At 72.1% G+C, this 26302-nt stretch carries 29 protein-coding genes; 13 read left to right on the forward strand and 16 right to left on the reverse strand.

The features are described from left to right. Window positions 1-63: 63 nt before the first annotated feature. The gene (locus OO69_RS15920; protein WP_033281275.1) at window positions 64-519 is read right to left on the reverse strand and encodes a DUF2000 domain-containing protein; all 456 of its coding nucleotides are present in this window, start codon (window positions 517-519) and stop codon (window positions 64-66) included. 49 nt (window positions 520-568) lie between these two features. Here OO69_RS15920 and OO69_RS15925 point away from each other — a divergent pair, with 49 nt between their 5' ends. Together OO69_RS15925 and OO69_RS15930 are read left to right on the forward strand one after the other, a co-directional pair. Continuing rightward, entirely contained in the window at window positions 569-1369 is an 801-nt protein-coding gene (locus tag OO69_RS15925) for a helix-turn-helix transcriptional regulator (protein WP_033281276.1), read from the forward strand. 21 nt (window positions 1370-1390) lie between these two features. After that, window positions 1391-2038, forward strand: coding sequence for a class I SAM-dependent methyltransferase (locus tag OO69_RS15930; RefSeq protein ID WP_033281277.1), 648 nt, complete (start codon window positions 1391-1393; stop codon window positions 2036-2038). A gap of 1 nt (window position 2039) precedes the next feature. Here OO69_RS15930 and OO69_RS15935 read toward each other — a convergent pair whose 3' ends face one another. The 4 genes from OO69_RS15935 to OO69_RS15950 all read right to left on the reverse strand — a co-directional run bounded on the left by OO69_RS15935 (window position 2040) and on the right by OO69_RS15950 (window position 6335). Beyond that, on the reverse strand, window positions 2040-3668 hold the full coding sequence (locus tag OO69_RS15935; protein WP_033281278.1) for a glycosyl hydrolase family 28-related protein: 1629 nt from the start codon (window positions 3666-3668) through the stop codon (window positions 2040-2042). Between the two features lie 110 nt (window positions 3669-3778). After that, window positions 3779-4291, reverse strand: a complete 513-nt coding sequence (locus OO69_RS15940; protein WP_033281279.1) for a YbjN domain-containing protein — start codon at window positions 4289-4291, stop codon at window positions 3779-3781. Continuing rightward, window positions 4284-5621: a D-inositol-3-phosphate glycosyltransferase gene (gene mshA, locus OO69_RS15945; RefSeq protein ID WP_033281280.1), complete on the reverse strand. Its 1338-nt coding sequence runs from the start codon at window positions 5619-5621 to the stop codon at window positions 4284-4286. Before mshA ends, OO69_RS15940 begins: the two co-directional genes overlap by 8 nt. Window positions 5622-5810: 189 nt before the next feature. Then, a complete protein-coding gene (locus OO69_RS15950) occupies window positions 5811-6335 on the reverse strand; it encodes a hypothetical protein (protein ID WP_033281281.1) in 525 nt (174 codons plus the stop codon). A gap of 127 nt (window positions 6336-6462) precedes the next feature. Here OO69_RS15950 and OO69_RS15955 point away from each other — a divergent pair, with 127 nt between their 5' ends. The 3 genes from OO69_RS15955 to OO69_RS15965 all read left to right on the forward strand — a co-directional run bounded on the left by OO69_RS15955 (window position 6463) and on the right by OO69_RS15965 (window position 10271). Then, window positions 6463-7275, forward strand: a complete 813-nt coding sequence (locus OO69_RS15955; RefSeq protein WP_078652454.1) for an SAM-dependent methyltransferase — start codon at window positions 6463-6465, stop codon at window positions 7273-7275. Between the two features lie 182 nt (window positions 7276-7457). Next, a complete protein-coding gene (locus OO69_RS15960; protein WP_033281283.1) occupies window positions 7458-8543 on the forward strand; it encodes a C40 family peptidase in 1086 nt (361 codons plus the stop codon). Window positions 8544-8825: 282 nt separating this feature from the next. Continuing rightward, window positions 8826-10271, forward strand: a complete 1446-nt coding sequence (locus OO69_RS15965; RefSeq protein ID WP_033281284.1) for a PP2C family protein-serine/threonine phosphatase — start codon at window positions 8826-8828, stop codon at window positions 10269-10271. A 22-nt stretch (window positions 10272-10293) separates the two neighbouring features. On the opposite strand, the gene OO69_RS15970 is transcribed toward OO69_RS15965, so the two are convergent. The 3 genes from OO69_RS15970 to OO69_RS15980 form a co-directional block, all read right to left on the reverse strand. After that, window positions 10294-10626, reverse strand: a complete 333-nt coding sequence (locus tag OO69_RS15970; RefSeq protein ID WP_420707876.1) for a DUF2516 family protein — start codon at window positions 10624-10626, stop codon at window positions 10294-10296. A gap of 117 nt (window positions 10627-10743) precedes the next feature. Beyond that, window positions 10744-11397, reverse strand: coding sequence for a hypothetical protein (locus OO69_RS15975; protein WP_033281285.1), 654 nt, complete (start codon window positions 11395-11397; stop codon window positions 10744-10746). Between the two features lie 58 nt (window positions 11398-11455). Then, complete coding sequence (locus tag OO69_RS15980; protein WP_033281286.1) at window positions 11456-11887, reverse strand: helix-turn-helix domain-containing protein; 432 nt, start codon at window positions 11885-11887, stop codon at window positions 11456-11458. Between the two features lie 265 nt (window positions 11888-12152). Here OO69_RS15980 and OO69_RS49430 point away from each other — a divergent pair, with 265 nt between their 5' ends. The 4 genes from OO69_RS49430 (at window position 12153) to OO69_RS49435 (ending at window position 16295) form a co-directional block, all read left to right on the forward strand. Continuing rightward, window positions 12153-13421: a sensor histidine kinase gene (locus OO69_RS49430; RefSeq protein WP_158713397.1), complete on the forward strand. Its 1269-nt coding sequence runs from the start codon at window positions 12153-12155 to the stop codon at window positions 13419-13421. Then, entirely contained in the window at window positions 13418-14104 is a 687-nt protein-coding gene (locus OO69_RS15990) for a response regulator (RefSeq protein WP_033281287.1), read from the forward strand. Before OO69_RS49430 ends, OO69_RS15990 begins: the two co-directional genes overlap by 4 nt. A 73-nt stretch (window positions 14105-14177) precedes the next feature. Further along, window positions 14178-14720, forward strand: a complete 543-nt coding sequence (locus OO69_RS15995; RefSeq protein ID WP_033281402.1) for a hypothetical protein — start codon at window positions 14178-14180, stop codon at window positions 14718-14720. Between the two features lie 495 nt (window positions 14721-15215). Next, entirely contained in the window at window positions 15216-16295 is a 1080-nt protein-coding gene (locus tag OO69_RS49435) for an alpha/beta fold hydrolase (protein WP_051801047.1), read from the forward strand. A gap of 46 nt (window positions 16296-16341) precedes the next feature. Here the strand turns inward: OO69_RS49435 and OO69_RS16005 are convergent, their stop codons facing one another. Continuing rightward, window positions 16342-16965, reverse strand: coding sequence for a TetR/AcrR family transcriptional regulator (locus OO69_RS16005; protein ID WP_033281288.1), 624 nt, complete (start codon window positions 16963-16965; stop codon window positions 16342-16344). 126 nt (window positions 16966-17091) lie between these two features. On the opposite strand from OO69_RS16005, the gene OO69_RS16010 reads away from it, so the two are divergent. Further along, window positions 17092-18045, forward strand: coding sequence for an NADP-dependent oxidoreductase (locus tag OO69_RS16010; RefSeq protein ID WP_033281404.1), 954 nt, complete (start codon window positions 17092-17094; stop codon window positions 18043-18045). Between the two features lie 103 nt (window positions 18046-18148). Here OO69_RS16010 and OO69_RS16015 read toward each other — a convergent pair whose 3' ends face one another. After that, window positions 18149-19177, reverse strand: a complete 1029-nt coding sequence (locus tag OO69_RS16015) for a zinc-binding dehydrogenase (RefSeq protein WP_199810956.1) — start codon at window positions 19175-19177, stop codon at window positions 18149-18151. A 73-nt stretch (window positions 19178-19250) separates the two neighbouring features. Further along, window positions 19251-20228 (reverse strand): aldo/keto reductase, encoded by a 978-nt coding sequence (locus tag OO69_RS16020; protein ID WP_033281290.1) that lies wholly within the window; start codon window positions 20226-20228, stop codon window positions 19251-19253. Window positions 20229-20432: 204 nt separating this feature from the next. On the opposite strand from OO69_RS16020, the gene OO69_RS16025 reads away from it, so the two are divergent. Then, on the forward strand, window positions 20433-21335 hold the full coding sequence (locus OO69_RS16025; protein ID WP_033281291.1) for a helix-turn-helix transcriptional regulator: 903 nt from the start codon (window positions 20433-20435) through the stop codon (window positions 21333-21335). Here the strand turns inward: OO69_RS16025 and OO69_RS16030 are convergent, their stop codons facing one another. Next, window positions 21336-21950, reverse strand: coding sequence for a TetR/AcrR family transcriptional regulator (locus tag OO69_RS16030; protein WP_033281292.1), 615 nt, complete (start codon window positions 21948-21950; stop codon window positions 21336-21338). It abuts the gene before it with no gap. A gap of 69 nt (window positions 21951-22019) precedes the next feature. On the opposite strand from OO69_RS16030, the gene OO69_RS16035 reads away from it, so the two are divergent. Further along, a complete protein-coding gene (locus tag OO69_RS16035; protein WP_051801048.1) occupies window positions 22020-22427 on the forward strand; it encodes a hypothetical protein in 408 nt (135 codons plus the stop codon). 14 nt (window positions 22428-22441) lie between these two features. Here the strand turns inward: OO69_RS16035 and sigJ are convergent, their stop codons facing one another. Genes sigJ through OO69_RS16055 form a run of 4 tightly spaced genes read right to left on the reverse strand, consistent with a single transcriptional unit; the run spans window position 22442 to window position 25149 of the window. Continuing rightward, window positions 22442-23413, reverse strand: coding sequence for an RNA polymerase sigma factor SigJ (sigJ, locus tag OO69_RS16040; protein ID WP_420707877.1), 972 nt, complete (start codon window positions 23411-23413; stop codon window positions 22442-22444). Window positions 23414-23421: 8 nt separating this feature from the next. Next, window positions 23422-24201, reverse strand: coding sequence for an SDR family oxidoreductase (locus OO69_RS16045; protein WP_033281293.1), 780 nt, complete (start codon window positions 24199-24201; stop codon window positions 23422-23424). Then, window positions 24198-24629 carry a hypothetical protein gene (locus tag OO69_RS16050; RefSeq protein WP_078652455.1) on the reverse strand — a complete coding sequence of 144 codons (432 nt, stop codon included), beginning with the start codon at window positions 24627-24629 and terminating at the stop codon, window positions 24198-24200. The genes OO69_RS16045 and OO69_RS16050 overlap by 4 nt, the downstream gene beginning before the upstream one ends. A gap of 55 nt (window positions 24630-24684) precedes the next feature. Beyond that, on the reverse strand, window positions 24685-25149 hold the full coding sequence (locus OO69_RS16055) for a GNAT family N-acetyltransferase (RefSeq protein WP_033281408.1): 465 nt from the start codon (window positions 25147-25149) through the stop codon (window positions 24685-24687). Between the two features lie 63 nt (window positions 25150-25212). Between OO69_RS16055 and OO69_RS16060 the strand changes: the two genes are divergently transcribed. Then, window positions 25213-26274 carry a phosphotransferase gene (locus OO69_RS16060; RefSeq protein ID WP_106971048.1) on the forward strand — a complete coding sequence of 354 codons (1062 nt, stop codon included), beginning with the start codon at window positions 25213-25215 and terminating at the stop codon, window positions 26272-26274. The last annotated feature ends 28 nt before the right edge of the window (window positions 26275-26302 follow it).

Consider the following 26302-nt stretch of genomic DNA (forward strand, 5'->3'; position numbering starts at 1 on the left):
AGTGTGTCACTTTCCGCAGAAGTGTCACGCTTTCGCGAAGTAGGGTCCCCCACCTCGCCGACCTCACGGATGCATCCGCGCCCCCTTCACCACCTTGTCCACCCCGTTCCGCGGCCCGTACACGGCCAGCCCCACCACATCCAGCTCGGCCGTGGCGACGGCCCGTACCGCGGCCCGGTTGTCCCGGTCGTTGCCGGTCGTGAAGAGGTCCGACGTGAAGACGGCGCGCGGCAGGGCGCGGGACAGCGCCCGTCCGTGCGCCGCCACCAGGACCTCCTTCGTGGCCTCGAAGACCATCACCGGCTGCCGGAACATCGGGAGGTAGCCGACCCCGTCGGCGTCCTCGTACGGCTCCCCGATCACCTCGGGCACCTGCGATCCCAGGCCGCTGACCAGGAACGACGTGACATTCAGCCGCTGCCAGGGCTCCAGGTCCTCCCGCAGCAGCACGGCGATCTTGGTGTCGAAGCGGACCGGTTCGGCGGTGATGGCAGTCGTGGCGGTGGTGTCAGTGCTCATACGTCGAGACTGCCGACCGCCCCACGACTCCGTCTTGTACGTTCTTTGCATGGCCCCGCAGCGCCCCGAACAGGAAGTCTCCGCGTGGCGGCCCCGCATCCCCGGTGTCGTCGAGGTCTTCCACGCGCACTTCACCGAGTACGCGTACCCGATGCACGTGCACGACGCGTGGACGCTGCTGATCGTGGACGACGGAGCCGTACGGTACGACCTCGACCGGCACGAGCACGGCACCCCGCACGACACCGTGTCCCTGCTGCCGCCGCACGTCCCGCACAACGGCTCCCCCGCCACCCCGCACGGCTTCCGCAAGCGCGTCCTCTATCTCGACGGCACGCACCTCGCGGACGACCTGATCGGCTCCGCCGTCGACCGGCCGGACCTCCGCGATCCCGAACTCCGGCTGCGCGTGGGCCAGTTGCACACCGCCCTCGACCACCCCGGCGACGAACTGGAGGCGGAGAGCCGACTCACGCTCATCGCCGAACGACTGCACGCGCACCTACGGCCGTCCACCGCACTCACCCCCTTCGCCCCCACCCTCGCCCGCGACCTCCGCGAACTCCTCGACGAGCACGTCACCGAAGGCATCACCCTCGACGAGGCCGCCCGGCTCGTGCACGCCCATCCCGCCCATCTGGTACGGGCGTTCAGCGGGGCGTACGGCATCGCACCGCACCAGTACCTGATGTCCCGCCGCGTCGACCGCGCCCGCCGACTCCTCCTCGACGGCCGCCCGCCGGGCGAGGTGGCGACGGTGACCGGGTTCTACGACCAGTCCCATCTCACCCGGCATTTCCGGAAGTTGGTGGGGGTCACGCCGGGACGTTATTCACGCGACAGGCACTAGCACCCCGGCTAGATTCCGCGCATGGACTGGCACGAGTGGCACGACGCCTACGACTCCCCCGACTCCTACCTGAGTCGCCGCCTGGCCCTCATCCAGGAACGGATCCGCGCCGCCCTCGACACCGCCCCGCCGGGCCCGCTCACCGCGATCAGCCTCTGCGCGGGACAGGGCCGCGACCTGATCGGCGTCCTGGCCGACCACCCCCGCGGCCCCGAAGTCCGCGCCCGGCTGGTCGAGTTGGACGAACGGAACGTGGACGCAGCGAGACGAGCGGCCCGCGCTGCCGACCTCCCCGGCGTCGAAGTCATTGCCGGAGACGCCGCGTTGACCGACCAGTACGCCGAACTCGCCCCCGCCGACCTGGTCCTGGTCTGCGGCCTCCTCGGCAACATCTCCGACGCCGACGTCGAACGCGTCCTCGACCACTGCACCGCCCTGTGCCGGACGGGCGGCACGCTGGTGTGGACGCGCAGCCGCGACATGCTCCCCGACCTCGTCCCCCAGGTCTGCGCCTGGCTGGAGGAGCGCGGCTTCGAACGCCTGTGGGTCTCGGACCCCTCGATCCCCCAGTCCGTCGGCGCCCACCGCTTCACCGGCGAACCCCGCCAACTCCCCACCGCCACCCGCATGTTCGACTTCATCGGCTACGACGTCCTGCGACAGGCCTGAGTCACAGCTTCCGCTGCGCCTCGTACAGGTTCCGCGGCCTTACGACGCCCGTCGTGCCGTAGAGCTCCAGCCGAGCGTGCAGATCGCCGGTGAAGTCGGGGACGTCGATCTGGTCGAACTCGGTGACCGTGTTGAGGCCCACCGTGGCGCTGTACGGGGCGAGTTGGTCGATCTTCATCAGGCCGGCGCGGCCGTTGGTGACGCGGATGTTCCAGTGGGTGAAGCGGGCGCCGAAGAGCGGACCGGCGTTCGCGTCGCCGCCGTGGCGGCCGTCGTTGTTCACCGTGATGTCGGTGCGGACGTTGGCGAAGGGCAGCCCGCGGTGGCTGTCGAAGGTGCCCATGCGCATGTCGCCGCGCGACCAGACGTTGTACGACGACAGGCCCTCGACGTTGATGCCGTGGAGCTGGGTGTTGGCCGGGGCCGGGACCGTGCGCTGCTCGATGGTGAAGTCCTCGATGAGGTTGTCGTGCGAGCCCTCGCGGCAGAAGTAGGGGTGGTGGGAGCCCCGGCCGGCCACCGTCGTACCGCGCAGCGTGCACGCCGAGGCCGCCACCAGGCCGAAGCCGTTGTCGACGTGCCGGACGGTCACGTCGTCGAGCCAGCAGCCGTAGGCGCACTGGAGGACGACGCCGTTGTAGCCCTTGTCGAGGAGGTGGGGTTGCTGCGGGGTCTCCACCGCCTCCAGGGTGAGGCCTTCGACACCGGACCCCGTCAACTCCTCGACGTGGGTGGTGAGTTGAGGGTTCCACTCGGGGCGGAGGTCGAGGGGCAGCGGGCGTTCGAGCATCACCTTGCGGCCGTGGACGTGCGCGATACGGACGGGCCATTCGTAGGGGACGTACGACAGGAGCTTGGTCTTGTCGTCCCAGTAGTACGCCTCGGGGCCGGGGCCGCCGCCCGCCATGTGCTCCAGGAGGGTGTGGGCGGGGTCGTCGGCGAGGCGGAGCAACACCAGTTCGCCGGGCCGCAGTTGGGAGGCGTCCGCCACCATCACCGTCCACGCGCCCTGCCGGGCCGGTTCGACGGTCGTCAACTGCCGCCATTCGTCACGCCTGTTGCCGGTCCAGCCCTCGAAGGGCCATGCCTTCGCCCTGATCGCGGCGACCAGGGAGTCCCAACGGGCCGTCGGGGCAAGCCAGATGAGGCCGCCCGCCCAGGACCAGGACGACTTGTCGCCGCCGTAACGGGAGCCGTAGACGCCGATCAGTTCCGTCAGGTTCTTCGTCGCGTAGAGCTTCGTACGGTCGCTGCCGGCACCCCTGACCACCACGTTCGAGTGGCCTACGCGGATCACGTCGTCGACGCGGAAGGTGCCGGGCGGGATGAGCACCGTGCCACCGCCGGCCCGGCCGGCAGCAGCGATGGCACGGTTGATCGCGGGGGCGGAGTCGGTCATACCGTCCGCCCTGGCGCCGTACGCGCGGACGTCCAGCACGCGCGGGTGCCGGGGGTGCCGCTGCGCGCCCGCCTTCCCGATGTACGGGATCTGCGGGTGGGTGAAGGGGGTGCGGGTGAACTCCCGCCAGAGGGAGGGGACTTGGCCGCTCGACCCCCGTTTCGGCAGGGGGACCGCCAAGGCCAGCGTGCTTCCGAGCAAGGTTCGTCTGGTGAGACGGGTGCGGCTCATGTACGTACGTCCTCCCACGCGGCTCTTCATGGATGTGAACGACGTTCAGAAATGTGCTGGCGGTGAGCATGCCACGACGCCCTCGCGCAGCGAAAGGGGTCAGTACGAGATCAGTTGGTCGGGCGCTGGGTCAGATTCGTGAACGCGTCCAGATTCCGCGTCGACTCGCCCCGCGACACCCGCCACGCGTACTCCTTGCGGATCGCGGAGGCGAAGCCCAGTTCCAGGAGGGTGTTGAAGCTGCCGTCGGCGGCTTCCAGGACCTGGCCGAGGAGGCGGTCGATCTCGGCCTCGGTGACGGCGGCCAGCGGCAGCCGGCCGGTGACGTACACGTCGCCGAGCTGATCGACGGCGTAACTCACGCCGTACAGCTTGAGGTTGCGCTCCAGGAGCCAGCGGTGGACGCCGGTCTCGTTCTCGTCGGGGTGGCGGATGACGAAGGCGTTGAGCGAGAGGGAGTGACGGCCGACGAGGAGGGAGAGGGTCGTCGACAGCTTGCGGGTGCCGGGGAGTTGGACGACGAACGCGCCGGACTCCGGGCGCTCCCAGGCGAGTTCGGCGCCCTTGAGGAAACCCTCGATGACCTGCGCCGCCCGCTCCTGGTCCGCTGCTGCCTCACCCATGGTGCGAGCGTACGTGACGGCGGTGGGCCTGCGCCGCCGCCGTGTAGACGTCCGCCGTGGCGGCGGCCGCGGTGTCCCAGCCGAAGCACTGCGCGTGCCGGGCGGCGGCCTCGCCCATGCGGGTCGCGCGGTGCGGGTCGTCGGCGAGATCGCGCAGCACGCGCGCGTAGGCGGCGGGGTCGTGGCCCTGGACCAGGAAGCCGGTCTCGCCGTCGCGCACGGCTACCGGGAGGCCGCCGACCGAGGCCGCGAGCACCGGCGTACCGGCCGCCTGCGCCTCTATGGCGACCAGCCCGAACGACTCGCTGTACGACGGCATGACCAGCACGGACGCGGCCCGGAACCAGTCCGCGAGCTGCTCCTGCCCGACCGGCGGCCGGAACCGTACGACGTCCGCGATGCCGAGCCGCGCGGCCAGTTTCTGCAGGCCCTCCGGCTTGGCGAGGCCGCTGCCGCTGGGGCCGCCGACGACGGGCACGACGATGTTCGAGCGCAGCTCGGGCCGCTCGTCCAGCAGCACCGCCACCGCGCGAAGCAGCACGTCCGGCGCCTTCAGGGGCTGGATGCGGCCCGCGAAGAGCGGGATGAGCGCGTCCTGGGGCAGGCCGAGTCGGGCGCGGGCGGCGGCGCGGCCGTCCGCCGGGCGGAAGCGTTCGAGGTTCACGCCGGGGTGGACCACGGCGACCTTGGCGGGGTCGGCCGCGTAGTGCCGTACGAGTTCGTCGGCCTCCTCCGCCGTGTTGGCGATGAGGCGGTCGGCGGCGGCGACGATCTGGGTCTCGCCGATGACGCGGGCGGCCGGTTCGGGGGTGTCGCCGTCGGCCAGGCTGGCGTTCTTGACCTTGGCCATGGTGTGCATGGCGTGCACGAGGGGGACGCCCCAGCGCTGGGCGGCGAGCCAGCCGACGTGGCCGGAGAGCCAGTAGTGCGAGTGGACGAGGTCGTAGTACCCGGGGCGGTGACCGGCCCACGCCTGCATCACTCCGTGCGTGAACGCGCAGAGCTGGGCGGGGAGTTCCTCCTTGGCGAGGCCCTCGTACGGGCCCGCGTCGACGTGCCGGACGAGCACGCCGGGTGCCAGCTCGACGGTCGGGGGGAGGGCGGCCGTGGTGGCCCGCGTGAAGATCTCCACCTCGATGTTGATCGCGGCGAGGCGCTGCGCGAGCTCCACGATGTAGACGTTCATGCCCCCGGCGTCGCCCGTGCCGGGCTGGTGCAGCGGTGACGTGTGCACGGAGAGCATGGCGACCCGGCGGGGCTTGCGGTGCAGCCGCAGCCGCGCGGACGAGGCCGCAGAACGCCGGCCGAGCCTGCTGCCGTACTGGCTCACGTGGCGTTCCTCCTCGCTGCGGGCATGCCTGAGGGAGGGTGTGGGGTTCCCTCCAAGGAGGCCAACATCGGGGGGCCGGATTCTCATTCCGGCGCATGAGGATTTTACCCAGCCATTGCCGGGTTTCGCTCAACCGTTCGAGGGTGCGACGCGTTGGCTCCCTTCCGTGCGTTGCCTCCCGTCCGCCGGTCAGCCCATCGGCGACGTCGCGAAGGCGTGCCAGTACGCGGCCGCACGTCCGGTCTGCTTGAGCAACCGGGCCGGTTCGGGCGCGGCGGGCCATATCTGGAGCAGGTACCGCTCGTCGGTCGGCGGCTCGTCGTCCTCCCGGACGTCCTTGCTCCGGCCCGCGTCCATGCCGACGGCGGAGTACCGCACGCGGTAGTCGCGCTCCTCCAGCTCCAACTCCCACCGCTTCTTCCCGTTCCACTGCCGAAGCACCGTCTCCTGCGACACCGGCCGGAACGGGACCTCGACGATCTCCTCCCACGACTCGTCCGGCTCGGGCCGACTGTCGTGCAGCTCGGCGGTGAAGTCGACGCCGCCGATACGCAGACCGGTCAGCAGCAACAGCGCCCCGCCCGTCCCGCCGCCGCAGAGCCCGACGCCCTCCTGCCCGGCGAAGGCGTCGTGCAGGTCGCAGTCGGCCTCGCCGCTCGCCACGAATACCTGGCCGTAGTCGACATGCACTTCGTCGCTGACAAGCACCTTCATCGGTCCCGCCCCACCCTCGATCGACTTGATCTCCGATCCTGCCAGGCGGCACTGACAACGGGCCGGGCCATGGCCGAGGACAGCCGCGGCCGACGCCCCTCGCCCCGCGCCGCCTACCCTCGTAGGCATGACAGCCCGCGCAGCCACCCGCCCCGTAGGAACGGTGACGCGCGGCACCACCAACCCCAACCGCCTGCGCCGCATGGACCGCTGGATCGCGGCGACGCACGGCGCCGAGCTGCGGCGGGCCGCCGATCCCGTCGCCGTCGACCTGGGCTACGGCGCCGCGCCCTGGACGGCCGTAGAACTGCTGGAACGCCTCCGTACCGTCGCCCCGCACGCGCGCGTGGTCGGTGTCGAGATCGAACCGGCGCGGGTCGCGGCGGCGAAACCGTACGAGCGGGAGGGGCTTGCGTTCCGGCACGGGGGGTTCGAGATCCCGGTGCCGCAACGGCCGCTGCTGATCCGCGCGGCGAACGTGCTGCGGCAGTACGACGAGGCGCAGGTCGCCGACGTGTGGGCGCGGCTGTGCGGGCGGCTCGCGCCGGCCGGCGGGGGCTCCCGGGGCGGGCTGCTCGTCGAGGGGACCTGTGACGAGATCGGGCGGCGGCACGTGTGGGTCGCGCTCGGGCCGGAAGGACCGCGCACGGTCACCTTCGCGACGCGGCTCGGCTCCCTGGAGCGGCCGTCCGACCTCGCCGAACGGCTCCCGAAGGCCCTCATCCACCGCAACGTCCCCGGCGAACCGGTGCACGCCTTCCTCCGCGACTTCGACCGCGCGTGGGCCGCCGCCGCGCCCTACGCCTCCTACGGCGCCCGCCAGCGCTGGATCCGCGCGGTGCGGGATCTCACCGCCGACTGGCCGGTGACGGACGGACCGGCGCGCTGGCGGCAGGGCGAAGTGACCGTGGCCTGGGGGGCGTTGGCCCCGCGCGGGTGAATCCGGTTGCGGGTTCGGCCTGCGGGGAACGATCTCCGGCGGCCGTTCGTCACAGCTCATGACCTGGAAGGAAAGGAGAGAAGTACGGGAAGTACTACCTCTGTCGTTTTCTGTAGGGACATGGCACGATCCCCCAGGCATCCGTAAGTTACTGACGGTCAATCAGATCTGGGGGCAGGGGTATGGGAGCGGGCAGGCGAGCTCTGATCACGACGGCCATCACGGTCGTCTGCGCGGTCACCGTCCTCGCGGCACCCGGCACGGCGTTCGCGAGTCCGACGCCGACTCCGACGGCGACGCCTTCGACGACCGCGTCCCCAACCCCCGTGACCAACAAGGACCTTGAGGCCGTACGCGAGAAGCTGGACGCGCTCTACCACGACGCGGCCGTCGCCACGGACGCGTACAACGCGGCCGAGGAGAAGTCCCAGAAGCAGTCCGCGGAGATCGTGGAGCTGGCCAAGAAGATCGTCAAGGGCCAGGAGAAACTGGACGAGTTGAAGGACCGCGCCGGTGCCGCGGCCCGCTCCCAGTACCGTACGGGCGGGCTCCCGGACGAGGCGCAGCTGCTGCTGAGCGACAACCCGCAGGCGTTCCTGGACGGTACGGGCCGGGTGCTCCAGGGCCAGCGCGCCACCAAGGGCCTGATCGCCGAACTGACCCGCACCCAGCAGGACTTGAAGCAGTACACCGCCGACGCCTCCGCCCAGTGGCAGCAGTTGGAGAAGAACCGCCAGGCCAAGGCCGCCGCCCAGAAGAAGGTCACGACCCAGATCGCGGCGGCCGAGAAGCTCGAGTCCCAGCTGGAGAAGCAGGAGAAGGAGCGGCTGGCCAAGCTGGAGCAGCAGGCCGCGCTGAAGGCGCAGACCGCCTGGCTCGACACCGGCGCCCTCAAGGACGCCACCGGCACGGCGTCCGCGGCGGGCAAGGCCGCGGTGGCCTACGCGACGGCCCAGCTCGGCAAGCCGTACGAGTGGGGCGCCGAGGGCCCGTCGACGTACGACTGCTCGGGGCTGACCTCGCAGGCCTGGGCGAGCGCGGGCGACCCGATCCCGCGCACCTCGCAGGAGCAGTGGAAGCAGCTCCCGCACGTCGCCGTGAAGGACATGCGCCCCGGCGACCTCATCATCTACTTCGACGACGCCAGCCATGTCGCCATGTACATCGGCGACGGCGCGATCATCCACGCCCCGCGGCCGGGGCGGACGGTGACGGTCGCGGGGGCGGGTTCGATGCCGATATTGGGTGTTGTGCGACCGGATGCGTAATACGTCCGATTGATGAGCAGGGGGCAGCCGGTGACCCGGGCCACGTGACCTGGCGCACGCACCCTCCGCGCCAAACACCCGCCCGGCGTGACCTTCGTCATCCCCGGGTAAGAGCCACCCTGCCCAACTGCCGTACGGATCACGGCATATGACAGTGGCCGCCTGCCAGGCGACCTGTCTCACACCATTCCTTTACGGCGCCCACTACCGCTATGGTCCCCGTCGGTGGGTCGAGGTCCCTCGCCCCGCCGTGCCCTCGGGGGGAGGGAAGGAACCAGGACGATGCCCGCACCCATACCGCGGCAGAGAGCGGTCCCGGCCGCGGAAAGTGGTCAGGCGCAGACCGGGCCCGCGATCGGCGGCCCCTCCGGAGACAGTTCCGGAGCCGGCACCGGAGACAGCTCCGCGGCCACCTCCACGGCCGTGCCCGAAGCCGTGTCCGAAGCCACGGAGGCTCCGCGCCCGCAGGACACGGCCGACGACGGCAAGGCGGACGACCGCCCGGCCGGCGCCGAGCCCCGCGCTGCCCACGCCCACGGCACCCCCGCCGGTCACCTCACCCTGCTGATGATCGAGGACGACCCCGGCGGCTCCCCCGTCGTACCCGAGCTGCTCGACCCGACCGGCAAGCCGATCCGGGTCCGCACCGCCCGCAACCTCACCGAGGCCGAGCGGCTGCTCACGGACGACGTGCACTGCATCCTGCTGGACCTCGCGCTGCCCGCCCCCGCCCGGGCCGCGGACGGCACCGACGACGAGCTGGCCGTACTCAAGCACGTACTACGTCTCGCCCCGCACCACGCCGTCCTCGCCCTCACCGCGTCCGGCGACACCGGGCGCGGCGCCGAGGCGGTCCTCGCGGGCGCCCAGGACTACCTCTTCCGCGACGAGCTGGACGGCCGGCTGCTGAGCCGCGCGATCCGCTACGCCGTGGAGCGGAAGCGCTCCGACCGCGCCGAGCGCAAGCTCACCGAGTCCAAGCTGCGCGCCCAGGAGAACGCCCGCCTCGAACGCGGCCTGCTGCCCACCCCCCTCCTGGAGGGCTCCCCGCTGCGCTTCGCCGCCCGCTACCGCCCCGGCCGCTCCCGCGCGCTGCTCGGCGGCGACTTCTACGACACCGTGCGCACCCCCGACGGCACGGTGCACGCGATGATCGGCGACGTCTGCGGCCACGGCCCCGACGAGGCCGCGCTCGGCGTGGAACTCCGCATCGCCTGGCGCGCGTTGACCCTGGCGGGCCTCTGCGGCGACCAGTTGCTCGGCACGCTGCAGCAGGTCCTGGAGCACGAGCGCGCCGACGACGAGATCTTCGCGACGCTCTGCACGGTCGACATCGCCCCCGACGGCCGCCGCGCGGGCCTCTGCCTGGCCGGCCACCCGTCCCCGCTGCTGGCCCGCCCCGGCCGCCCGGCCGAACTCCTCCCCTACGACAACAACGGCCCCGCCCTCGGCCTGCTCCCCGGCGCCCGCTGGCCCCGGATGCAGGTCGAACTGGGCGCCGAGTGGAGCCTGATGCTCTACACCGACGGCCTGATCGAGGGCCGGGTCGGAGAAGGCCGCCGCGAACGCCTCGGCCAGGACGGCATGGTGGCGATGGTCCGCCGCCAGCTCGCCGAGGGCCTGCGGGGCGAGGAACTGCTCCGGGCCGCGGTCAACGAGGTCCGCGACCTCAACGGCGGCGAGCTCACGGACGACGTGGCGGTACTGATGCTGGACCGGACGCCGTAGCTCCGACGCCTCGGCCGGGGCTTCAGCGGCCGCCGTTGTACGGGCCGTAGGGGCCGTCGCTGCTGGAGCCGCCCTTTCGGCCGAAGCCGCCACCGGAGACCTGGCGCAGGGCGGGGCGGACGTCGACGAAGAAGACGATGGTGGCGACCAGACCCGCGAGCTGGAGGAACAGCATCGGGATCAGCAGATTCACCGCGACCGCGATACCGAGGATGATCAGCCAGAAGCCCTTGTTCTGCTTACTGGCCGCCCGGTACGCGTCATCGCGGAAGAGCAGGGCCATGACCAGCGCCACCACAGCCAGAACCAGCATGGCGAGATAGAGCAGCCCCAGAAAACTCGAGAAGCCCTGCATCAGCACAACGTCCACCACCCGACTCGGCTTGTTCCTACGCGATTACCGTACCCGCTACACCGACAACGGGTCGGGCACTCCTGGAGTGCCCGACCCGTCACCGATCACCCGTACGTGTCACTTCGCGGGCGGGGTGGTCTTCTTCGCGGCGGTGGTCTTGCGGGCCGGGGCCTTCTTCGCGGCGGCGGGCTTCTTCGCCGGGGCGGCCGGGGCCGGGGTCTCGGCCTTCACCACGACGGGCTCGGCCACGGGCGCCGGCGTCGGGTCGGGCTCGACGGCGACGGCCAGCTCCTCGATCTCGTCGGCGGCCTCGCCGCGCCAGGTCTTCACGGCCTGCTCGCCGTGCTCGGCGACCTTCTCGTACGCCTCACGGGCCTTGACGGCGTACTCGGCGGCGACGCCGACACCGCGCAGCGCGAAGTCCTGGGCGGACTCGCCGAACTTCTTCAGGTCGGCGTCGAGGTTGCTGCTGAGCTTCTTGAGGTCACCGTCGAGGCTGGTGATGAACTCGTTGACCTTGGTCTGGAAGGTCTCCTGCGCCTCCTTGGCCTTGGCACCGGCCTCCTTGGCACGGGCGGCGGCCTTCTCCTGCACGGCCTTCGGGTCGGTGCCGCGCACGGCGTCGATCCGGGCCGGCGCCTCGGCACGCAGCTGCTCGACCAGGCCGGGCACCTTCTTGGCCTGCTGGAGCGCGAGGTCGGCGGTGCCGGCGGCGAAGTAGAGGGGGGTGGGGTCGCTCAGGGTCTTGCGCAGGTCATCGGTGATGGCCATGGTGATGGTCCTCCCGGTTGCTATCAGCTGAGGGTTTTGTGTTGTGTACGTCCGCGGGTCAGCCGGCGGTCTCGTGCGGCGCGGCACCGTCGCCGCCGTCGGCGACACCGGGGTCGATGCCCTCGCCCCCGTCGGCGATCTCGAACCCGTTCTCCTTGCGGAAGGACTCGTAGATCTGAAGCAGCACCTGCTTCTGCCGTTCGGTGAGCGTGGGATCGGCGAGGATGACGGCACGCGTCTCGACCTCGTCCCGGTCCCGCTCGGCGTCGAGGATGCCGGCTCGCACGTACAGCGTCTCGGCGGAGATCCGCAGCGCCTTGGCGACCTGCTGCAACACCTCCGCGCTCGGCTTGCGCAGCCCGCGCTCGATCTGGCTCAGATACGGATTCGACACCCCGGCGGCATCGGCGAGCTGCCGCAGAGACAGCTGCGCGTTGCGCCGCTGCTCACGCAGATACTCCCCGAGATTGCCGACGTTGAGCGTTGCCATGCCTCCACCTTGCACCAGCTCCGCTAACTATTGCAAGCACCTGCTTGCAAAAGTGCGCCATGCCACGTGCCGGGCCGGGCTCCGAGCGCGGCGAGGCGCGTGCCGACGCCACGTATAAGCTCGCCGCCGTGCGCCGCCGGCCGTGCGTGCGCCGCGTCGGTCGGGCTCGACGCAGCCGTGGCGCAGCCGTAGGCGCGTGTGGGACGCGCGGTGCGCGGACGGCGGGAGTCGGCCGAGGGCGAACGGAGCGCGGGGAATGGTGGGTATGGGGCCCGACGTGATCCGGTCCGCGGCCGATCGCGGCCGCCGGGTATTCGAGCGTGGTGACGTGATCGGCGCGAGTGCGCTGGTCGCCTGTGTGGTGGTCTCGGTGATCGCGGCCGACGGGGTGGCGCTGAAGGTCGTCGTCGCCGTGCTCGGGCTCTGCGCGGAGCTGGGCATGGTGCTCAGCGGCCGGGCCATGCCGACGCCGCTGACCTGGTTCGGGGTCGCGCTGACCATCGGGACCGGCTTCGCCATCATGGCTCTCGTGCCCGAGGGGCTCGGCGAGGTTCCCGTGCTGGCCGCCGCCGCGGTGCTGCCGATGTGCGTCCCGGCCGGGCCGGTGCGCAACGCCTGTGTCGCGCTGCTGGCGGCCGGCTTCGGCGTCGCGGTCATGGTGATCTTCGGCAGCGTGGCGGGCCTGTTGTCGGCCGTCGGCGTGTGGCTGCTCGCCGACCGTTCGATCGAGCACGCCGCGCTCCAGGCCGAGCGGGACCGCGCGGTCGCGCTGCTGGCCGAGGTGGAGGCGTCCCGCGCGTCCCGGCAGGAGGCGGCGGCCCTCGAGGAGCGCAGGCGGATCGCCCACGAGATGCACGACGTGCTCGCGCACAGCCTCGCCGGACTGTCCATGCAGCTGCAGGCGGTCAGGGCGGTCGCACGGCGTGACGGTGCTCCGGCGACGCTGACCGGGCCGCTGGACAGCGCCGCCGAGCTCGCGCGCGACGGAGTGCAGGAGGCCCGCGCGGCGGTGGGTGCGCTGCGTTCCGTACCGCTCCGGGGCGTGGCCGATGTCGACGGCCTGACCAGGGGTTTCCCGGGCGAGGCGCGGTTGCGCGTCAGCGGCCGGGCCGGTCGGCTCACCCCGGAGGCCGGGCACGCGGTGTACCGGGCGGTGCAGGAGGCCATGACGAACGCGGCGCGGTACGCGACCGGCAGCGCCATCGACGTGGACCTGGTGTGGGAGGGCGCCGAACTGCGCGCCGTCGTACGGGACCATGGGCTGCCGGCCGGTCGCGGCCCGTCGGGAGTGCAGGGCAGCGGCACGGGGCTGCGCGGCATGGCCGAGCGGATCGAGGCCGTCGGCGGCTCGGTGACCGCAGGACCCGCGCCCGAGGGGCCGGGGTGGCGGATCGCACTGCGGGTGCCGGTCGTGGAGGAGGGCTCCGGCGCCGGGGTGGTCACCGCTTCCGAGGATGGTGCCGCGGCAGGCGGCGCTGTAGCAGGCAGCACTGACATCGGCGGCATGACGACAGACGGGAAGGCGGGCGCGTGACGATTCGGGTGCTGGTCGCGGACGACCAGGCGGTGGTGCGGGACGGGGTCGTGCTGCTGCTGACCTCGGCGGCGGACATCGAGGTGGTCGGGCAGGCCGGTGACGGGAACGAGGCGGTGCGGCTCGCCGTGGCGGAGCGGCCCGACGTCGCCCTCGTCGACCTGCGGATGCCCGGGCTCGACGGGGCGCAGGTGACGGCCGAGATACTGGCGGCGGGCATCGGGACACGGGTGCTGATCCTGACGACGTTCGCCGACGACGACGCGGTGATGCCGGCGCTGCGGGCCGGCGCGCTCGGCTACCTGACCAAGGACGCGACCGGCGAGGCGGTGCTGGCCGCGATCCGGGAGGTGGCGGCCGGCCGGACCGTCCTCGACCCGGCCGTGCAGCGGCGGCTCGTGCAGCTCGTCGTGACGGAGCCGCAGGCGCCCGCCGCCGCGCCCGCGTCCTCGCCGGCGGCGCTTCCTCCCGAGGCCGAGGGGCTGACCAGGCGGGAGATCGACGTCGTACGGCTCCTCGCGAAGGGGCTGAACAACCGGCAGGTGGCGCGTGAGATGGTCGTCAGCCTGGCGACGGTGAAGACGCACCTCAACCACGTCCTGGCCAAGCTGGCGCTGGAGGATCGCGGCGCGCTGATCGCCTGGGCCTGGCGCTTCGGCCTGGTGGACAACACCGAGCAGTGACGGCGGGGATCTCAACCCGGGTTACACCCCTGGGTTGAAGGAGTTCGGGGCGCGTCGGCGAATGCTCTTGGACATGACGACAACCGACTGGCTCATCGACATCGCGCTCCTGCTCATCGTCCTCCGCCAGCTGCGCGAGGAGCGGCTGACCGCCCGCACCATCCTGCTCCCGCTCGGCATGATCGCCTGGGCCGCGAGCAACTACCTGACCGACATCCCGACCGCCGGCAACGACGTACTACTGGCCGTGATCTTCGCGGTCACCGGGGTCGTCCTCGGCCTCGCCGGCGGTCTGCTCACCCGCGTCCGGCACGCCGGCGGGCACGTGCTGATCAAGGCCACCCGCAGCGCGGCCGCGCTCTGGATCATCAGCATGGGTTTCCGCCTGGGCTTCGCGGTGTGGTCCACGCATGCCTCCGGCACCGCGCACCTGACCAGCTTCTCCGCCGCGCACGACATCACCAGCGGCCAGGCCTGGGTCGTAGCCCTGCTCCTGATGGCGGTCGGCGAGGTCGTCGTCCGCCTGGGCACGATCATCGTCCGCGGCCAGCTGCTGCAGGCACGGGTCGACCGCGAGGCGAAGCGGACGGCATCCCGGCCGGGCGCCTACGCCTGAGCCTGGGCCGCGCGACAGCCCGGGTACGACGCTCATCCTGCGCGGCAGCCCGCAGCGCTCCGCTCGACCCGGGGAACGGCCCGCAGCGCTCCGCCCGACCCTCGCAATGGCCCGCGGCACGGCGCTCGCCCCGCGCAACAACCGCGAGCACACCGCCCGACCCGCGGAAGAGCCCCTGGCACGACGGTCGTCCCGCAGCACGACGCCCGCCTCCGCAACAGCCTGCGGCACGACGCCAGACCCCGCGACAACCCGCGGCACACCGCCCGACCCGCGCAACAGCCCCTGGCACGACGCTCATCCCGCACCACGACGCCCGACCCGCGCAACAACCCGCGGCACACCGCCCAACCCCCGCAACAGCCCGCAGCACGACGCCCACACCACGCACCGCACCCACAGCGCGCCCCGCTCCACACCCCCACTCACCTCGCTCGGCACCCCACCCGTCCCCCTCAACACCCCACCCGCACCTGACCAGCCCGGAGGTCCCTCATGCCCGCATCGCACCGCACGCCGCGTGCCCGCACCCTGCCCCGGCTGGCCGTGACCGCCGCCACCGTGGCCCTCGCGGCGGTGGCCTGTTCGTCCGGCGGCGGGCACGCGACCGGCGCTTCGAGCGCTTCGAGCAGCAGGCCGAGCGCGCAGGCCACGGCGATCACCGCCACCGCCGCCACCACCGCCACCGCCACCACCACCGCCACCACCGCAGCGTCGGCCCCCGTCCCGAACTCCGCCCCGAGCGGGAAGGGCGCGTTCCTCGGGCCGGTGCGTCAGATCCCGGTCGACGGCATCAAGATTGGCTACCGCCAGTTCGGCTCGGGCCCCGACCTCGTCATGGTCATGGGCGACACCGGCACCATGAGCGACTGGACGGTCGACCTGCTGAGCCGGCTCGGCCGGCACTACCACGTCACGATCTTCGACAACCGCGGCGTCGGCTACACGACCGACGACACCTCGGTCCCCGACACCATCCCGCTCATGGCGGACGACACCGTCGGCCTGATCAAGGCACTGGGTCTACGGCACCCCGCGCTGCTCGGCTGGTCGATGGGCGGCGAGATCGGCCTGACGGTCGCCGCGCTCCACCCGGGTGCGATCAGCGCGCTCGTGAGCACCGGCGGCGACCTCGGCGGCAGCCAGGCCATCAACACGCCGGCCGCCGTGGCCAAGGAGCTCAACAGCCCCAGGACCACGGGCCCGCAGCTGATGGACCTGCTCTTCCCCGCCGACGCCACCGCCGCGCGGGCCGCGTACATCGAGCAGCTCGGTCTGATCCCGCCGGAGAAGGTCGGCGACGAGACGCTGCTGCGTCAGTACCAGGCCGGTCAGGCCTACGAGTCCTTCGAGGGCACCTGGGACAAGCTCCCCGCCAGCACCGTCCCGATGCTGATCACCAACGGCTCCCTCGACAAGATCACCCAGCCCGGGAACGCGAGCATCATCACGCACCGGGCCAGGCACGCAGAGCGGGTCATGTTCCCCGACGCCGGCCACGCGATGCTCGTCCAGGACGCCGACCGGTTCGTCTCCCTGGTGACCCGGTTCACCAAGGCGTCGGGCGTCGCATAGCGACAGCCGCCCCCGCCACCGGGGTCTCCGCAGGCAGCAGTCCGTGTCAGCGGGAGAGTCCGTCGGCGGCACCCCGGTGAGGCCTGAGGCCGTCCATGAGGAGGTCGAGCAGGCGGCGGGCCTGGTCGGGGTCTCCGGACCTGGCGGCGACGGCGAGCATGGCGAGGACGCCGGCGGAGACGTCCTCGGGGCGGACGTCGGCGCGGATGTCCCCGGCGGCGGCGCCGGCTTCGAGGATCGTGGCGATGGCAGCGAGGAGTTCCTGGCGGGTGTGCGCGAGGGAGATCGCGCCGGTGTCGACCATGGCGAGCAGGGTGTCGGTCATGCCGTGCTTGGTGGCCAGCCACTCCCCGAACAGGTCCATCCACAGCCGCAGTGCCCGCGCGGGCTGACGGCCGGCGAGCAACTCCCGCGCCCCGGCCGTCAGCCGGACGACCTGGTCCTGGTAGACGGCGTCGACGAGCGCTTCCCGGGTCGGGAAATGGCGGTAGACGGTGGCGACGCCGACGCCCGCCTGCCGGGCGATCTCGCGCATCGACGGCTCGGTGTCGGAGGTGGCGAAGACGCGGGTGGCCGCCGCGAGCACACTCTCTCGGTTGCGTACGGCGTCGGCGCGCGGCTGGGGGGAGGCAGCCGGGGACGGGTCGGCTGCCGTCGGGTCGGCGGTCATTTCTAAACGGATCGCGTTCCGTTTGAGGCGGTCATGGGGTTAGCCTAGACCCCGAGCCAAACGGAACACGTTCCGGTTAGCCTCGAAGGAGACCTCATGCCCACACCCGCTTCCACGCCGGACACCATGCGCGCCGTCCGCTTCCACGAGAACGGCGAGCCCGCCGACGTCCTCCGCCTGGAGACCGCCCCCGTGCCCGAGCCGGGGCCCGACCGCATCCGCATCGCCGTCCACGCGTGCGGACTGGCCCCGGCCGACTGGGCCCTGTGCCGCGGACTCTTCCCCAGGACCCTGCCGCGTGGCATCGGCTACGACGTCTCGGGCACCGTCGAGGCCGTCGGCGCGGGCGTCACGGACGTGGCCGTCGGCGACCGCGTGTTCGGCACCGCCGACTTCGCAGGCCAGCCGAGCGCGGGCGCGGCGGACCGGGCCGTGCTGGACCGCTGGTTCGCCGTACCCGAGGGGCTCGACCTCACCCGGGCCGCCACGCTCCCGATGGCACTGAGCACCGCGTCCTGGCACCTCGCGCGACTCGGCCTGACCGAGGACACCACGATCCTGGTCAACGGCGCCGGAACCACCGTCGGCTACGCGGCCGTCCAGATCGCCCTCATCCGCGGAGCCCGGGTGATAGCCACCGCCGGAGAGACCTACGCCGAGCGGTTGCGCGCCCTCGGCGCCACGGTGGTCGGCTACGGCGACGGCCTGGCCGAACGGGTCGAGGCCCTCGGCGTCGGCCGGGTCGACGTCGCCTTCGACACCGCGCCGCCCAACGGCGCCCTGCCCCAGCTCGTCGAGATCGTCGACGGCGACCCCCGGCGGGTGCTGACCTGCTCCGACCTGGCCACCGCGGCGGAACTCGGGGTCCGCGACAGCTTTCACGAAGACCCCCCGATACGGACCGACGAAGACCGCTTCGGCGCCTTCCCCGAGTTCGCGCGGCTGGCCGCGGAAGGCAGGTTCACCGTCCCGGTCGCCGGAACCTTCCCCCTCACGGACTGGCGCGAGGCCCTGGAGATCAGCCTGACCGGGCACGCCCACGGAAAACTCCTGCTCCTGCCCGCCGCCAGCTCCGACTGACCACGAGGACCGACGCGCCGGACAACAGCGTGCCGCGGTTCGCGGGCACCCCGGAGCCGGCGCGAGCACAGGCGTCCCTTCGCCGCTGTCTATGGGTGGGGGATCAGGGTCGGACGAGGGCCTTGAGGACCCGGCGGTCGGCCATGGCCCGGTAGGCGTCCGGCGTACGGTCGAGGGCGAACTCCTGGTCGAAGACGCGGCCCGGGGTGATCGTGCCGTCGAGGACGTCGGGCAGCAGCCGCTCGATGTAGGCGCGGGCGGGACTGATGCCGCCGGTCAGGGTGAGGTTGCGCCTGAACCCGGCCGGGTCGAGCGGTCCGTGCTCGTACTGCGGGGCACCCAGGCGGCTGATGGTGCCGCCGTCGAGGACCGCGCCGAGGGCGGTGTCGAGTGCCTGGCGGGTGCCGACCGCCTCGATCACCTTGTCCACACCGCCGGTCAACTCCCGTATGCGGGCGATGCCTTCGGCGCCGCGTTCGGCCACGACGTCGGTGGCGCCGAACTCGCGGCCCAGGCCGGTGCGCGCTTCGTGGCGGCCGGCGAGCACGATCCGTTCGGCGCCGAACCGCTTGGCGGCGATCACCGCGCACAGGCCGACCGCGCCGTCCCCGACGACCAGCACCGCGTCGCCCCGGCCGACACCGGCGGTGACCGCGCCGTGGTGGCCGGTGCTCATCACGTCCGACAGCGCCAGCAGCGACGGCAGCAGCGCGGAGTCGGCGGCCACGGGCAGCTTGACCAAGGTGCCGTCGGCGTACGGGACGCGGACGGCTTCGCCCTGCCCGCCGTCGACGCCGTCGAAGCCGTAGCGGCCGCCGTTGCGGCAGGAGGTGTGCAGGCCCTTGGCGCAGTAGTCGCAGGTGTTGTCGCTGTAGGTGAACGGGGCGACGACCAGGTCACCCGCCGTCAGCCCGGTCACGTCCGCGCCGGTCTCCTCCACGACGCCCAGGAACTCGTGGCCCATGGGGCGGCCGGTGTCGGTGGCGGGCATCGACGCGTAGGGCCACAGGTCGCTGCCGCACACGCACGCGGCGAGGGTGCGTACGACGGCGTCGGCCGGCCGCACGATCTTCGGGTCGGGCCGGTGCTCGACGCGGACGTCTCCGGCTCCGTACATCACTGCTGCGCGCATGAGGGGTCTGCTCCAAACAGGGGGTCGTGCGGGTCGTTCGGGGATGAGGGGCCGTACCGGTCGGCCCGGGAGATCAGCGTTCGAGCAGCCGGGCCTGGGCCTCGCTGTGGGTGTCGCCGGACGCCGGCGGCAGGGCGGCGAGCCGGGCGAGTTGGCCGGGGGTCAGCGTGAGCGCGTCGGCGGCGGTGTTCTCCTCGACGCGGGCGACGCGCTTGGTGCCGGGGATCGGGGCGATGTCGTCGCCCTGGGCCAGCAGCCAGGCCAGGGCCACCTGCGCAGGCGTGGCGCCGACCTCGGCGGCCAGGGCCTGCACCTCGTCGGCGATCGCGAGGTTGCGCCGGAAGTTCTCGCCGGAGAAGCGCGGGTTGCCCCGCCGGAAGTCGTCCTCGTCGAACTGGTCGGTGGAGCGGACGGTGCCGGTCAGGAAGCCGCGCCCGAGCGGGGAGAACGGCACCAGGCCGATGTTCAGCTCCCGCAGCACGGGCAGGACGCGCTCCTCGATCCCCCGGGTCCACAGCGAGTACTCCGACTGCACCGCGGAGACCGGCTGGACGGCGTGCGCGCGGCGGATCGTGTCCGGCCCGGCCTCGGAGAGCCCGAAGGCGCGCACCTTGCCCTCGGCGATCAGCTCGGCGACCGCGCCGGCGGTCTCCTCGATCGGCGTGTTGGGGTCCACCCGGTGCTGGTAGTACAGGTCGATGTGATCGGTACCGAGCCGCCGCAGCGAGCCCTCGACGGCGGTACGGATGTTGGCCGGCCGGGAATCCGCGTTCCAGGTGCCCGCACCGCCGTGGGAGATCATGCCGAACTTCGTCGCCAGCACCACCTGGTCCCGGCGCCCCTTCAGCGCCCGGCCCACCAACTCCTCGTTGGTGTAAGGGCCGTAGATCTCGGCGGTGTCGATGAGCGTGACGCCCAGCTCCAGCGCCCGGTGCACGGTCCGGACCGACTCCGCGTCGTCGGTGCCGGCGCCGCTGTAGCCGTGGGACATGCCCATGGCGCCCAGTCCGATCCGGGAAACTTCCACGTCACGCAGCTTGATGTAGCGCATGGGGCCCTCTCCGATTCATGGCGTCGCCGGGCACCCACACGCATCTCCCCGGCGGATCGTGCCCGCGGGGACCGGGGGTACCGGCGTCTTCCTCACCCACCTTCGCGCGGATCACGCCGGTGTGGCAGGGCGGGCTCTTCAGGGGTAACGACAGGGCCCCTCACGCACCCGCGCGGTACGGACCGGACGGGTGAGACTGGAGTCATGGCAACCGAGAGCGCGCACAGCGAGGGCGCCGAGCTGGGCCGCTATCTCCGCGCCCGCCGCACCCAGACCAGCCCCCAGCACGTCGGCCTCGCCGTCGGCACCGGCCTCCGCCGCACCCCCGGCCTGCGCCGCGAGGAGCTGGCCACCCTCGCCGGCATCAGCATCGACTACTACGTACGCCTGGAACGCGGCAAGGAGACCCGCCCCAGCCCCGCCGTCCTCGACGCGCTCGCCCGCGCCCTGCACATGGACGACCAGGAGCACCAGCACCTGCGCGAACTCGCCGCCCGCGCCGCCCGTTACGTCTCCGAACCACCGCCCGCGCCCAGCCGTACGGTGCGCCCGCACCTGAAGCTGCTCCTCGACTCGCTGCGCCCGAACCCGGCCTACGTCATCAGCCGCAGCATGGACATGCTCGCCTACAACCCCGGCGGCCTCGCCCTCTACCCGGGCCTGGACGACTGGCCGGTCAAGCAGCGCAACCTCGCCCGCTACCTCTTCCTGCACCCCGCGGCCCGCGACCTCTTCACCGACTGGGAGCGGCGGATCACCGGCTGCGTCGCCCGCCTGCGCGCCATCGCCGGTACGGCCCCGGACGCCCCCGACCTGACCAACCTCGTCGGCGAACTCCTCCTCAAGAGCCCGGACTTCGCGGGCCTGTGGGAGCGCTACGAAGTGACGGGACGCAAGCCGGCCCAGAAGACGTTCCAGCACCCGCAGGTCGGCACGCTCACCCTCACCCCCCAGTCCCTGCACGTGGAGGGCACCCCCGGCCAGCGCATCGTCGTCTACACCGCCGAACCCGGCACCCCCGACCACGACGCCATGCTCCTGCTCGACATGACCGCGCCCCGGCCGGCGGCACGCCCCTCCCCCGCCCCCGGCTCCCGCAACGGGTGATCAGCCGACGTCCGTCCCGCCCGCGACACCGGACGCCAGAGCCCGCGCGCTGTCGGCGAAGAACTGCTCGTCCGCGTCGGGGGCGAGGCCGAGGGTGACGCCCTGGGTGAGACCGACGAACAGGGCCCTGAGCGCGGTGGTCAGGCGCTGGGCCTGAGGTGCCGTCACGGTGCCGCCGCTGTGCGACCTGCCGGTGAACAACGCGATGAGATGGCTCTCCTGCGACCTTACGGACGTGGCGAGTTGGGCCCCCAGGTCCGGATCGTGCAGAGCCATGTCCAGCAGGGTGATCTGGAGCGACAGACGCGGCAGCGCGTCGGGACCGTCACAGCCGCGCCGGTAGTGCCGGGCGAAGGCGTCGACCGCTTCGAGCAGATCGAGCCCGGCGGGCACCACCCGCTCGATCTCCTCGTAGTACGGCCGCAGGTAGTCGGCGACCAGGGCGACCACCAGGCCGTTCTTGCTCCCGAACAGCGAGTAGATGGCGCCGGTGGTCACGTCGGCGCGTTCCGCGATCTCCTCCAGCCGGGCCCGGTACCCGTCCCGGGACACGACCTGGAACGCGGCGTCCAGCAGGGCCCGGCGGTTGCGTTCCCGGGCCTCCGCCCTCGTCATTCTCATAGTTTTATTATTACCGTAATCTGATTACGGAACCAGTCGGGTCGAGCTCCAAGGAGGCTGCTCATGGCCGAAGTTGTGACATCGCGGGTGTCCCGCCGGACGGCCGGACCCATCGCCGACGGCGCCTTCAAGCTGCTGCTCGCCGCCGTCTGCATCGCCGGCGCCGCCCCGCTCGGCCGGTTGCTCGACACCCCGGCCTGGCTGCTGATCGCCTCCGGCGCGGCCCTGCTGACCTGCGGCGGAATCGAGATCGGCTATGTGCGCAGCCGACCGCTGCGCACCTACACCCGCCTCATGATCGCCTACGACAGCGGCTGGGTACTGACGGCTCTCGCCGGCCTGCTGATGGCGCGGCAGGGCAGCGGTGCCGGAGGTGAGGTGTGGATCGGCTACCAGACGGCCGCCCCGCTCGTGTTCGCCGCGCTGCTGGGCGCCGCCCCGCGAACCGACCATGTTGTGCGGGGCAGTTGATCAACCCCGACGTTTCACCCATCGCCGTCGCCATCGCCGTACCCGTTCCAAGCCCGCAACTTGTCCGGATTGACGACCAGCCACACATCGGTGATCAGCCCGCCCCCCACCCCCACCGCGAGCACGGCAATCGTCGTCCCGCCCATCCGCACGGCCACCCCCGGCAACCCATTGACGTCCTCCTCGACGAGCTCCACCTCCGGCTCCCGCCGCATGAGCCCGAGGAAGAGGCGGGCCACCTTGTCGCGGCCGACGACCGGACGCAGGGCCGCCCGCACCTTGCCGCCCCCGTCGCTGCGCGACTCCACCGCCGGGTCGAGCAGCGCGACCAGCGCGTCGAGGTCCCCGGTCTCGCAGGCCTCGCGGAACGCGGAGACGACGCGCCCGTGTTCCGCCGCCGTGGCGCTGCCGGGCGGCCGGTGGGCCAGGCGGCGGCGCGCGGAGGAGGCGAGTTGGCGGCAGGCGGCCGGCGTACGGCCGACCGTCTCGGCGATCTCGGTGAACGGCAGCCCGAAGACGTCATGGAGGACGAAGGCGACGCGCTCCGCCGGAGTCATCGAGTCGAGCAGCACCAGCATCCCCATGCTGACCGACTCGTCCAGGGTGATCCGGTCGGCGGGATCGTCGGCACCCGCACCACCGCCCGTACTGGCCCACCCGGCCCCGTGCCGCACCGGCTCCGGCAGCCACTCCCCGGTGTACCGCTCCCGCCGGGCCCGCGCCGACCCCAACTGGTCGAGGCAGATCCGCGAGGCGACCCGGGTCAGCCAAGCCATCGGCGCGTCGATCGCCCGCTGCGCGTCCTCGGACAGCGCGTACCAACGGGCATACGTCTCCTGTACGACGTCCTCGGCGTCCTGCACCGAACCGAGCATCCGGTAACCGAGATTGAGCAGCCGCCGCCGCTCGGCCATGAGGGAACCGAGGGTGGGGTCCGGGTCCGGATTCTGGTTCTGGTCCTGCGGCGATCCGGGTGACGTGGACACAGCGGCGATCAGCCTCCCCGTACCGACGACGGACCGCCCCGCACCACACACCGAGTGAGCCACTCGTCGAACGTCTCCGCACCCCGAGACCCGCTGTCGTCGAGCGGCAACTGCCCGTCCCCCGTCATCGCCGCCCCCACCGCCCCCGGCATCCGCACCGGCACCACCACCCGCCGCTCCCCCCGGGCCCGCATCAACTGCCGCACCATGTCGACGAGTTGCTCGACACGCGGCCCGGCGAGATCCGGCGCCATGCCCTGCGCGGAACCGCCCACAAGCCGCACCAAGTGCTGGGCGACCTCGCGCGCGGCGATCGGCTGGGTCCGCATCCGCGGCACCACCGCCAGCGGCCCCGGCACCCGTCCGAGGGTCTGCTCCGCGAACTCGTGGAACTGCGTCGCGCGCAGCACCGTCCACGGCACCGGCCCGCCCCGCACCACGTCCTCCTGGCGGAGCTTGCCCTGGTAGTAGCCGAGCCCGACCCGGTCGATGCCGACGATCGACAGCACCACGTGATGCCGTACGCCGGCCCGCTCCCCCGCGTCGAGCAGATTCCGCCCGACCGCGTCGAAGAACGCGACCGCCTTCCGCGCGCTGGTGGTCGTCACATTGCTCACGTCGACGACGGTGTCCACCCCGTCCAGCGCGGCATCGAGCCCCGCGCCGCCCGAGACGAGGTCGACGCCCCGCGACCGGCTCAGCACCACCGGTTCGTGCCCGGCCGCGGCCAACTCCTCGACCACGTACCGCCCGACCAGCCCGGTACCGCCCGCCACCGCCACCTTCATCGCTCGTCACCCTCCCGCTCGGAACGCGCCGGCACCGGCACCAGCAGCACCGCCGACAACAGCAGCAACCCACCCAGGGACACCACATTCAGCACCTGGTCACGCGTCCCGTACATGTCGAGGTGCCGCACGTGATAGCTGAAGTGCAGCACGTTGAAGACCAGCCACACCGCACCCGTCGTCTGCACCAGCCGGGTGTTCCGCACCTGCCGCAGCGCGATGAGCGTCAGGCAGGCCAGCGCGAGGAACATGGACCCCGCGTCCTTGACGAGATGCTCGTTGTAGGGGCCCAGCTGGGGCAGCCAACTCATCCCGAGCCCAGGGAAGTCGGCGTACCACCCCGTGGGCGAGAAGTAGGCCCACACCCCTGTGTACAGACTGACCACGGCCAGCAGACCAAGACTGACGTACCGGATTCTTGTGTTCATACCGATACGACGACACAGCCCCCACGAATGTCACGGCGTAGGGCAAAGCAGCAGGTCAGGTGGGCATCCCCCGCACCATGAAAACGTCCACCGCGTCCTCGGCCTCGACGACGAACCCGTACCGCTCGTACAACCGCCGAGCCGGACTCCCCCGCAGCACATTCAGCCGTACGACACCGACACCGACTCCGACCCCCTCACGGTCGCACCGCTCCAGCAGCTCCCCCAGCACCCCGGAACCGATCCCGCGCCCCTGGTGTTGCGCGCCCACATAGAAATGCTCCAACCAGTGGCTACGACCGTCCGCGTCCGGCCGTAGCGCCACACACCCCGCGAACGCCCCGCCCACCTCGATCACCCAGGTGCACCCCGGCTCGAACCCGTCCCGCAGCCGCTGCCGCACCCGCCGCGCGTCGTACCGCCCGAGCCGTTCCAGATCACCGCGCAAGACGACGGCACGCAGCTCGGCGATCGCCTCGACGTCGGCCGCCGACGCGGGCCGCAGCTCCCAGTCCGCCATGATCAGCACGCTACCGCGCGGAAATCGATGGAACCCGGGCGGCCCCGCTGCTGGAATGACGCGATGCACGACGACACACCCGTGATCACGGACCGGGGCCAGTACGAGAACGCCAAGACGCCCTGGGATCAGCCGACTTGGCGGAACGAGATCCTCGCCTGGGCCGCCCGCGAACTCGCGGCGAGGGGCCTGCGGGAGAGCGGCACAGCCCGCCGGAGCGTACGCCTCCGCCCCTGGTCCGTCCTGGTCCGCATCCCCGTCGAGGGCAGCGGCACCGCTGCCGCCGTATGGCTGAAGGCCAATCCCCCGGCCAGCGCCTTCGAGGCCCCGCTCACCGCCGCCCTCGCCCGCTGGGTCCCGGAGCACGTCCTGGACCCCCTCGCCGTCGACGCCGACCGCGGCTGGTCCCTGCTCCCCGACGGCGGCGAACTCTTCCACCAGGTCCTCGACCGCACCCCCGCCGACCCCCGCGCCTGGGAAGAACCCCTGCGCCAGTACGCCACGATGCAGCGCGCCCTCGTCCCCCACGCCAAGGACCTCGAACAACTCGGCGTCCCCAGCGCAAGGACGACGGACCTCCCCCAAGTCTTCGACGAGACAGTGGAGTTCATCCGCTCGGTCACCGAGCGAACAGCGGCGCCGCTACGACAACCCGCCCCCGACGCCGACCCCGCCACCCTGCACGCCCTACGCCCCCGCCTGCTCAACTGGTCCGAGGAACTCGCCGACTTGGGCATCCCCGACACCCTCGACCACTCCGATCTGCACGACGGCCAGTTGTTCAACCCGGAGCCCGGCCGCTTCACCTTCTTCGACTGGGGCGACGCGGCCGTGTCGCACCCCTTCTGCAGTTTCCTGGTCCCGGCGGGCCGTGTCACCGAACGCTACGGCCCTGACGCGCTGCCCCGCCTGCGCGACGCCTACTTGGAGCCCTGGACCGGAACTGGCCTTACCAGCAAGGAACTTCGCCAAGCACTGACTCTCGCGGGACGGCTCGGTGTCATCGGCCGCGCGGTCTCCTGGGGCCGGCACTTCCCCGGGGCGTCCGACGAGACGCGGGCAGCGGGGGCGACGGAGAGCGCGAGGTGGCTGCGGCAACTGTCGTACGAAGAACCGCCGTTCTGACGGTCCGCCTCCACACGAACCCCAACTA

Origin of the sequence: Streptomyces sp. NRRL F-525, assembly GCF_000716605.1 — a bacterium.
Classification (GTDB): Bacteria; Actinomycetota; Actinomycetes; order Streptomycetales; family Streptomycetaceae; genus Streptomyces.

What these genes read in the sequence shown, in the direction of transcription:
- OO69_RS16005 (WP_033281288.1), bottom strand. Translation starts at nt 16,965, where the DNA reads ATGACCGCCGACCCGACGGCAGCCGACCCGTCCCCGGCTGCCTCCCCC.
- OO69_RS15925 (WP_033281276.1), top strand. Translation starts at nt 569, where the DNA reads ATGGCCCCGCAGCGCCCCGAACAGGAAGTCTCCGCGTGGCGGCCCCGC.
- OO69_RS15995 (WP_033281402.1), top strand. Translation starts at nt 14,178, where the DNA reads ATGACGACAACCGACTGGCTCATCGACATCGCGCTCCTGCTCATCGTC.
- OO69_RS16015 (WP_199810956.1), bottom strand. Translation starts at nt 19,177, where the DNA reads ATGCGCGCAGCAGTGATGTACGGAGCCGGAGACGTCCGCGTCGAGCAC.
- OO69_RS16045 (WP_033281293.1), bottom strand. Translation starts at nt 24,201, where the DNA reads ATGAAGGTGGCGGTGGCGGGCGGTACCGGGCTGGTCGGGCGGTACGTG.
- OO69_RS49435 (WP_051801047.1), top strand. Translation starts at nt 15,216, where the DNA reads ATGCCCGCATCGCACCGCACGCCGCGTGCCCGCACCCTGCCCCGGCTG.
- OO69_RS16060 (WP_106971048.1), top strand. Translation starts at nt 25,213, where the DNA reads ATGCACGACGACACACCCGTGATCACGGACCGGGGCCAGTACGAGAAC.
- OO69_RS15965 (WP_033281284.1), top strand. Translation starts at nt 8,826, where the DNA reads ATGCCCGCACCCATACCGCGGCAGAGAGCGGTCCCGGCCGCGGAAAGT.
- OO69_RS15980 (WP_033281286.1), bottom strand. Translation starts at nt 11,887, where the DNA reads ATGGCAACGCTCAACGTCGGCAATCTCGGGGAGTATCTGCGTGAGCAG.
- OO69_RS16025 (WP_033281291.1), top strand. Translation starts at nt 20,433, where the DNA reads ATGGCAACCGAGAGCGCGCACAGCGAGGGCGCCGAGCTGGGCCGCTAT.
- OO69_RS16030 (WP_033281292.1), bottom strand. Translation starts at nt 21,950, where the DNA reads ATGACGAGGGCGGAGGCCCGGGAACGCAACCGCCGGGCCCTGCTGGAC.
- OO69_RS15950 (WP_033281281.1), bottom strand. Translation starts at nt 6,335, where the DNA reads ATGAAGGTGCTTGTCAGCGACGAAGTGCATGTCGACTACGGCCAGGTA.
- OO69_RS15955 (WP_078652454.1), top strand. Translation starts at nt 6,463, where the DNA reads ATGACAGCCCGCGCAGCCACCCGCCCCGTAGGAACGGTGACGCGCGGC.
- OO69_RS15920 (WP_033281275.1), bottom strand. Translation starts at nt 519, where the DNA reads ATGAGCACTGACACCACCGCCACGACTGCCATCACCGCCGAACCGGTC.
- OO69_RS15935 (WP_033281278.1), bottom strand. Translation starts at nt 3,668, where the DNA reads ATGAGCCGCACCCGTCTCACCAGACGAACCTTGCTCGGAAGCACGCTG.
- OO69_RS49430 (WP_158713397.1), top strand. Translation starts at nt 12,153, where the DNA reads ATGGGGCCCGACGTGATCCGGTCCGCGGCCGATCGCGGCCGCCGGGTA.
- OO69_RS16050 (WP_078652455.1), bottom strand. Translation starts at nt 24,629, where the DNA reads ATGAACACAAGAATCCGGTACGTCAGTCTTGGTCTGCTGGCCGTGGTC.
- OO69_RS16020 (WP_033281290.1), bottom strand. Translation starts at nt 20,228, where the DNA reads ATGCGCTACATCAAGCTGCGTGACGTGGAAGTTTCCCGGATCGGACTG.
- OO69_RS15930 (WP_033281277.1), top strand. Translation starts at nt 1,391, where the DNA reads ATGGACTGGCACGAGTGGCACGACGCCTACGACTCCCCCGACTCCTAC.
- OO69_RS15940 (WP_033281279.1), bottom strand. Translation starts at nt 4,291, where the DNA reads ATGGGTGAGGCAGCAGCGGACCAGGAGCGGGCGGCGCAGGTCATCGAG.
- OO69_RS16035 (WP_051801048.1), top strand. Translation starts at nt 22,020, where the DNA reads ATGGCCGAAGTTGTGACATCGCGGGTGTCCCGCCGGACGGCCGGACCC.
- OO69_RS15960 (WP_033281283.1), top strand. Translation starts at nt 7,458, where the DNA reads ATGGGAGCGGGCAGGCGAGCTCTGATCACGACGGCCATCACGGTCGTC.
- OO69_RS15975 (WP_033281285.1), bottom strand. Translation starts at nt 11,397, where the DNA reads ATGGCCATCACCGATGACCTGCGCAAGACCCTGAGCGACCCCACCCCC.
- OO69_RS16010 (WP_033281404.1), top strand. Translation starts at nt 17,092, where the DNA reads ATGCGCGCCGTCCGCTTCCACGAGAACGGCGAGCCCGCCGACGTCCTC.
- OO69_RS15970 (WP_420707876.1), bottom strand. Translation starts at nt 10,626, where the DNA reads ATGCAGGGCTTCTCGAGTTTTCTGGGGCTGCTCTATCTCGCCATGCTG.
- OO69_RS16055 (WP_033281408.1), bottom strand. Translation starts at nt 25,149, where the DNA reads ATGGCGGACTGGGAGCTGCGGCCCGCGTCGGCGGCCGACGTCGAGGCG.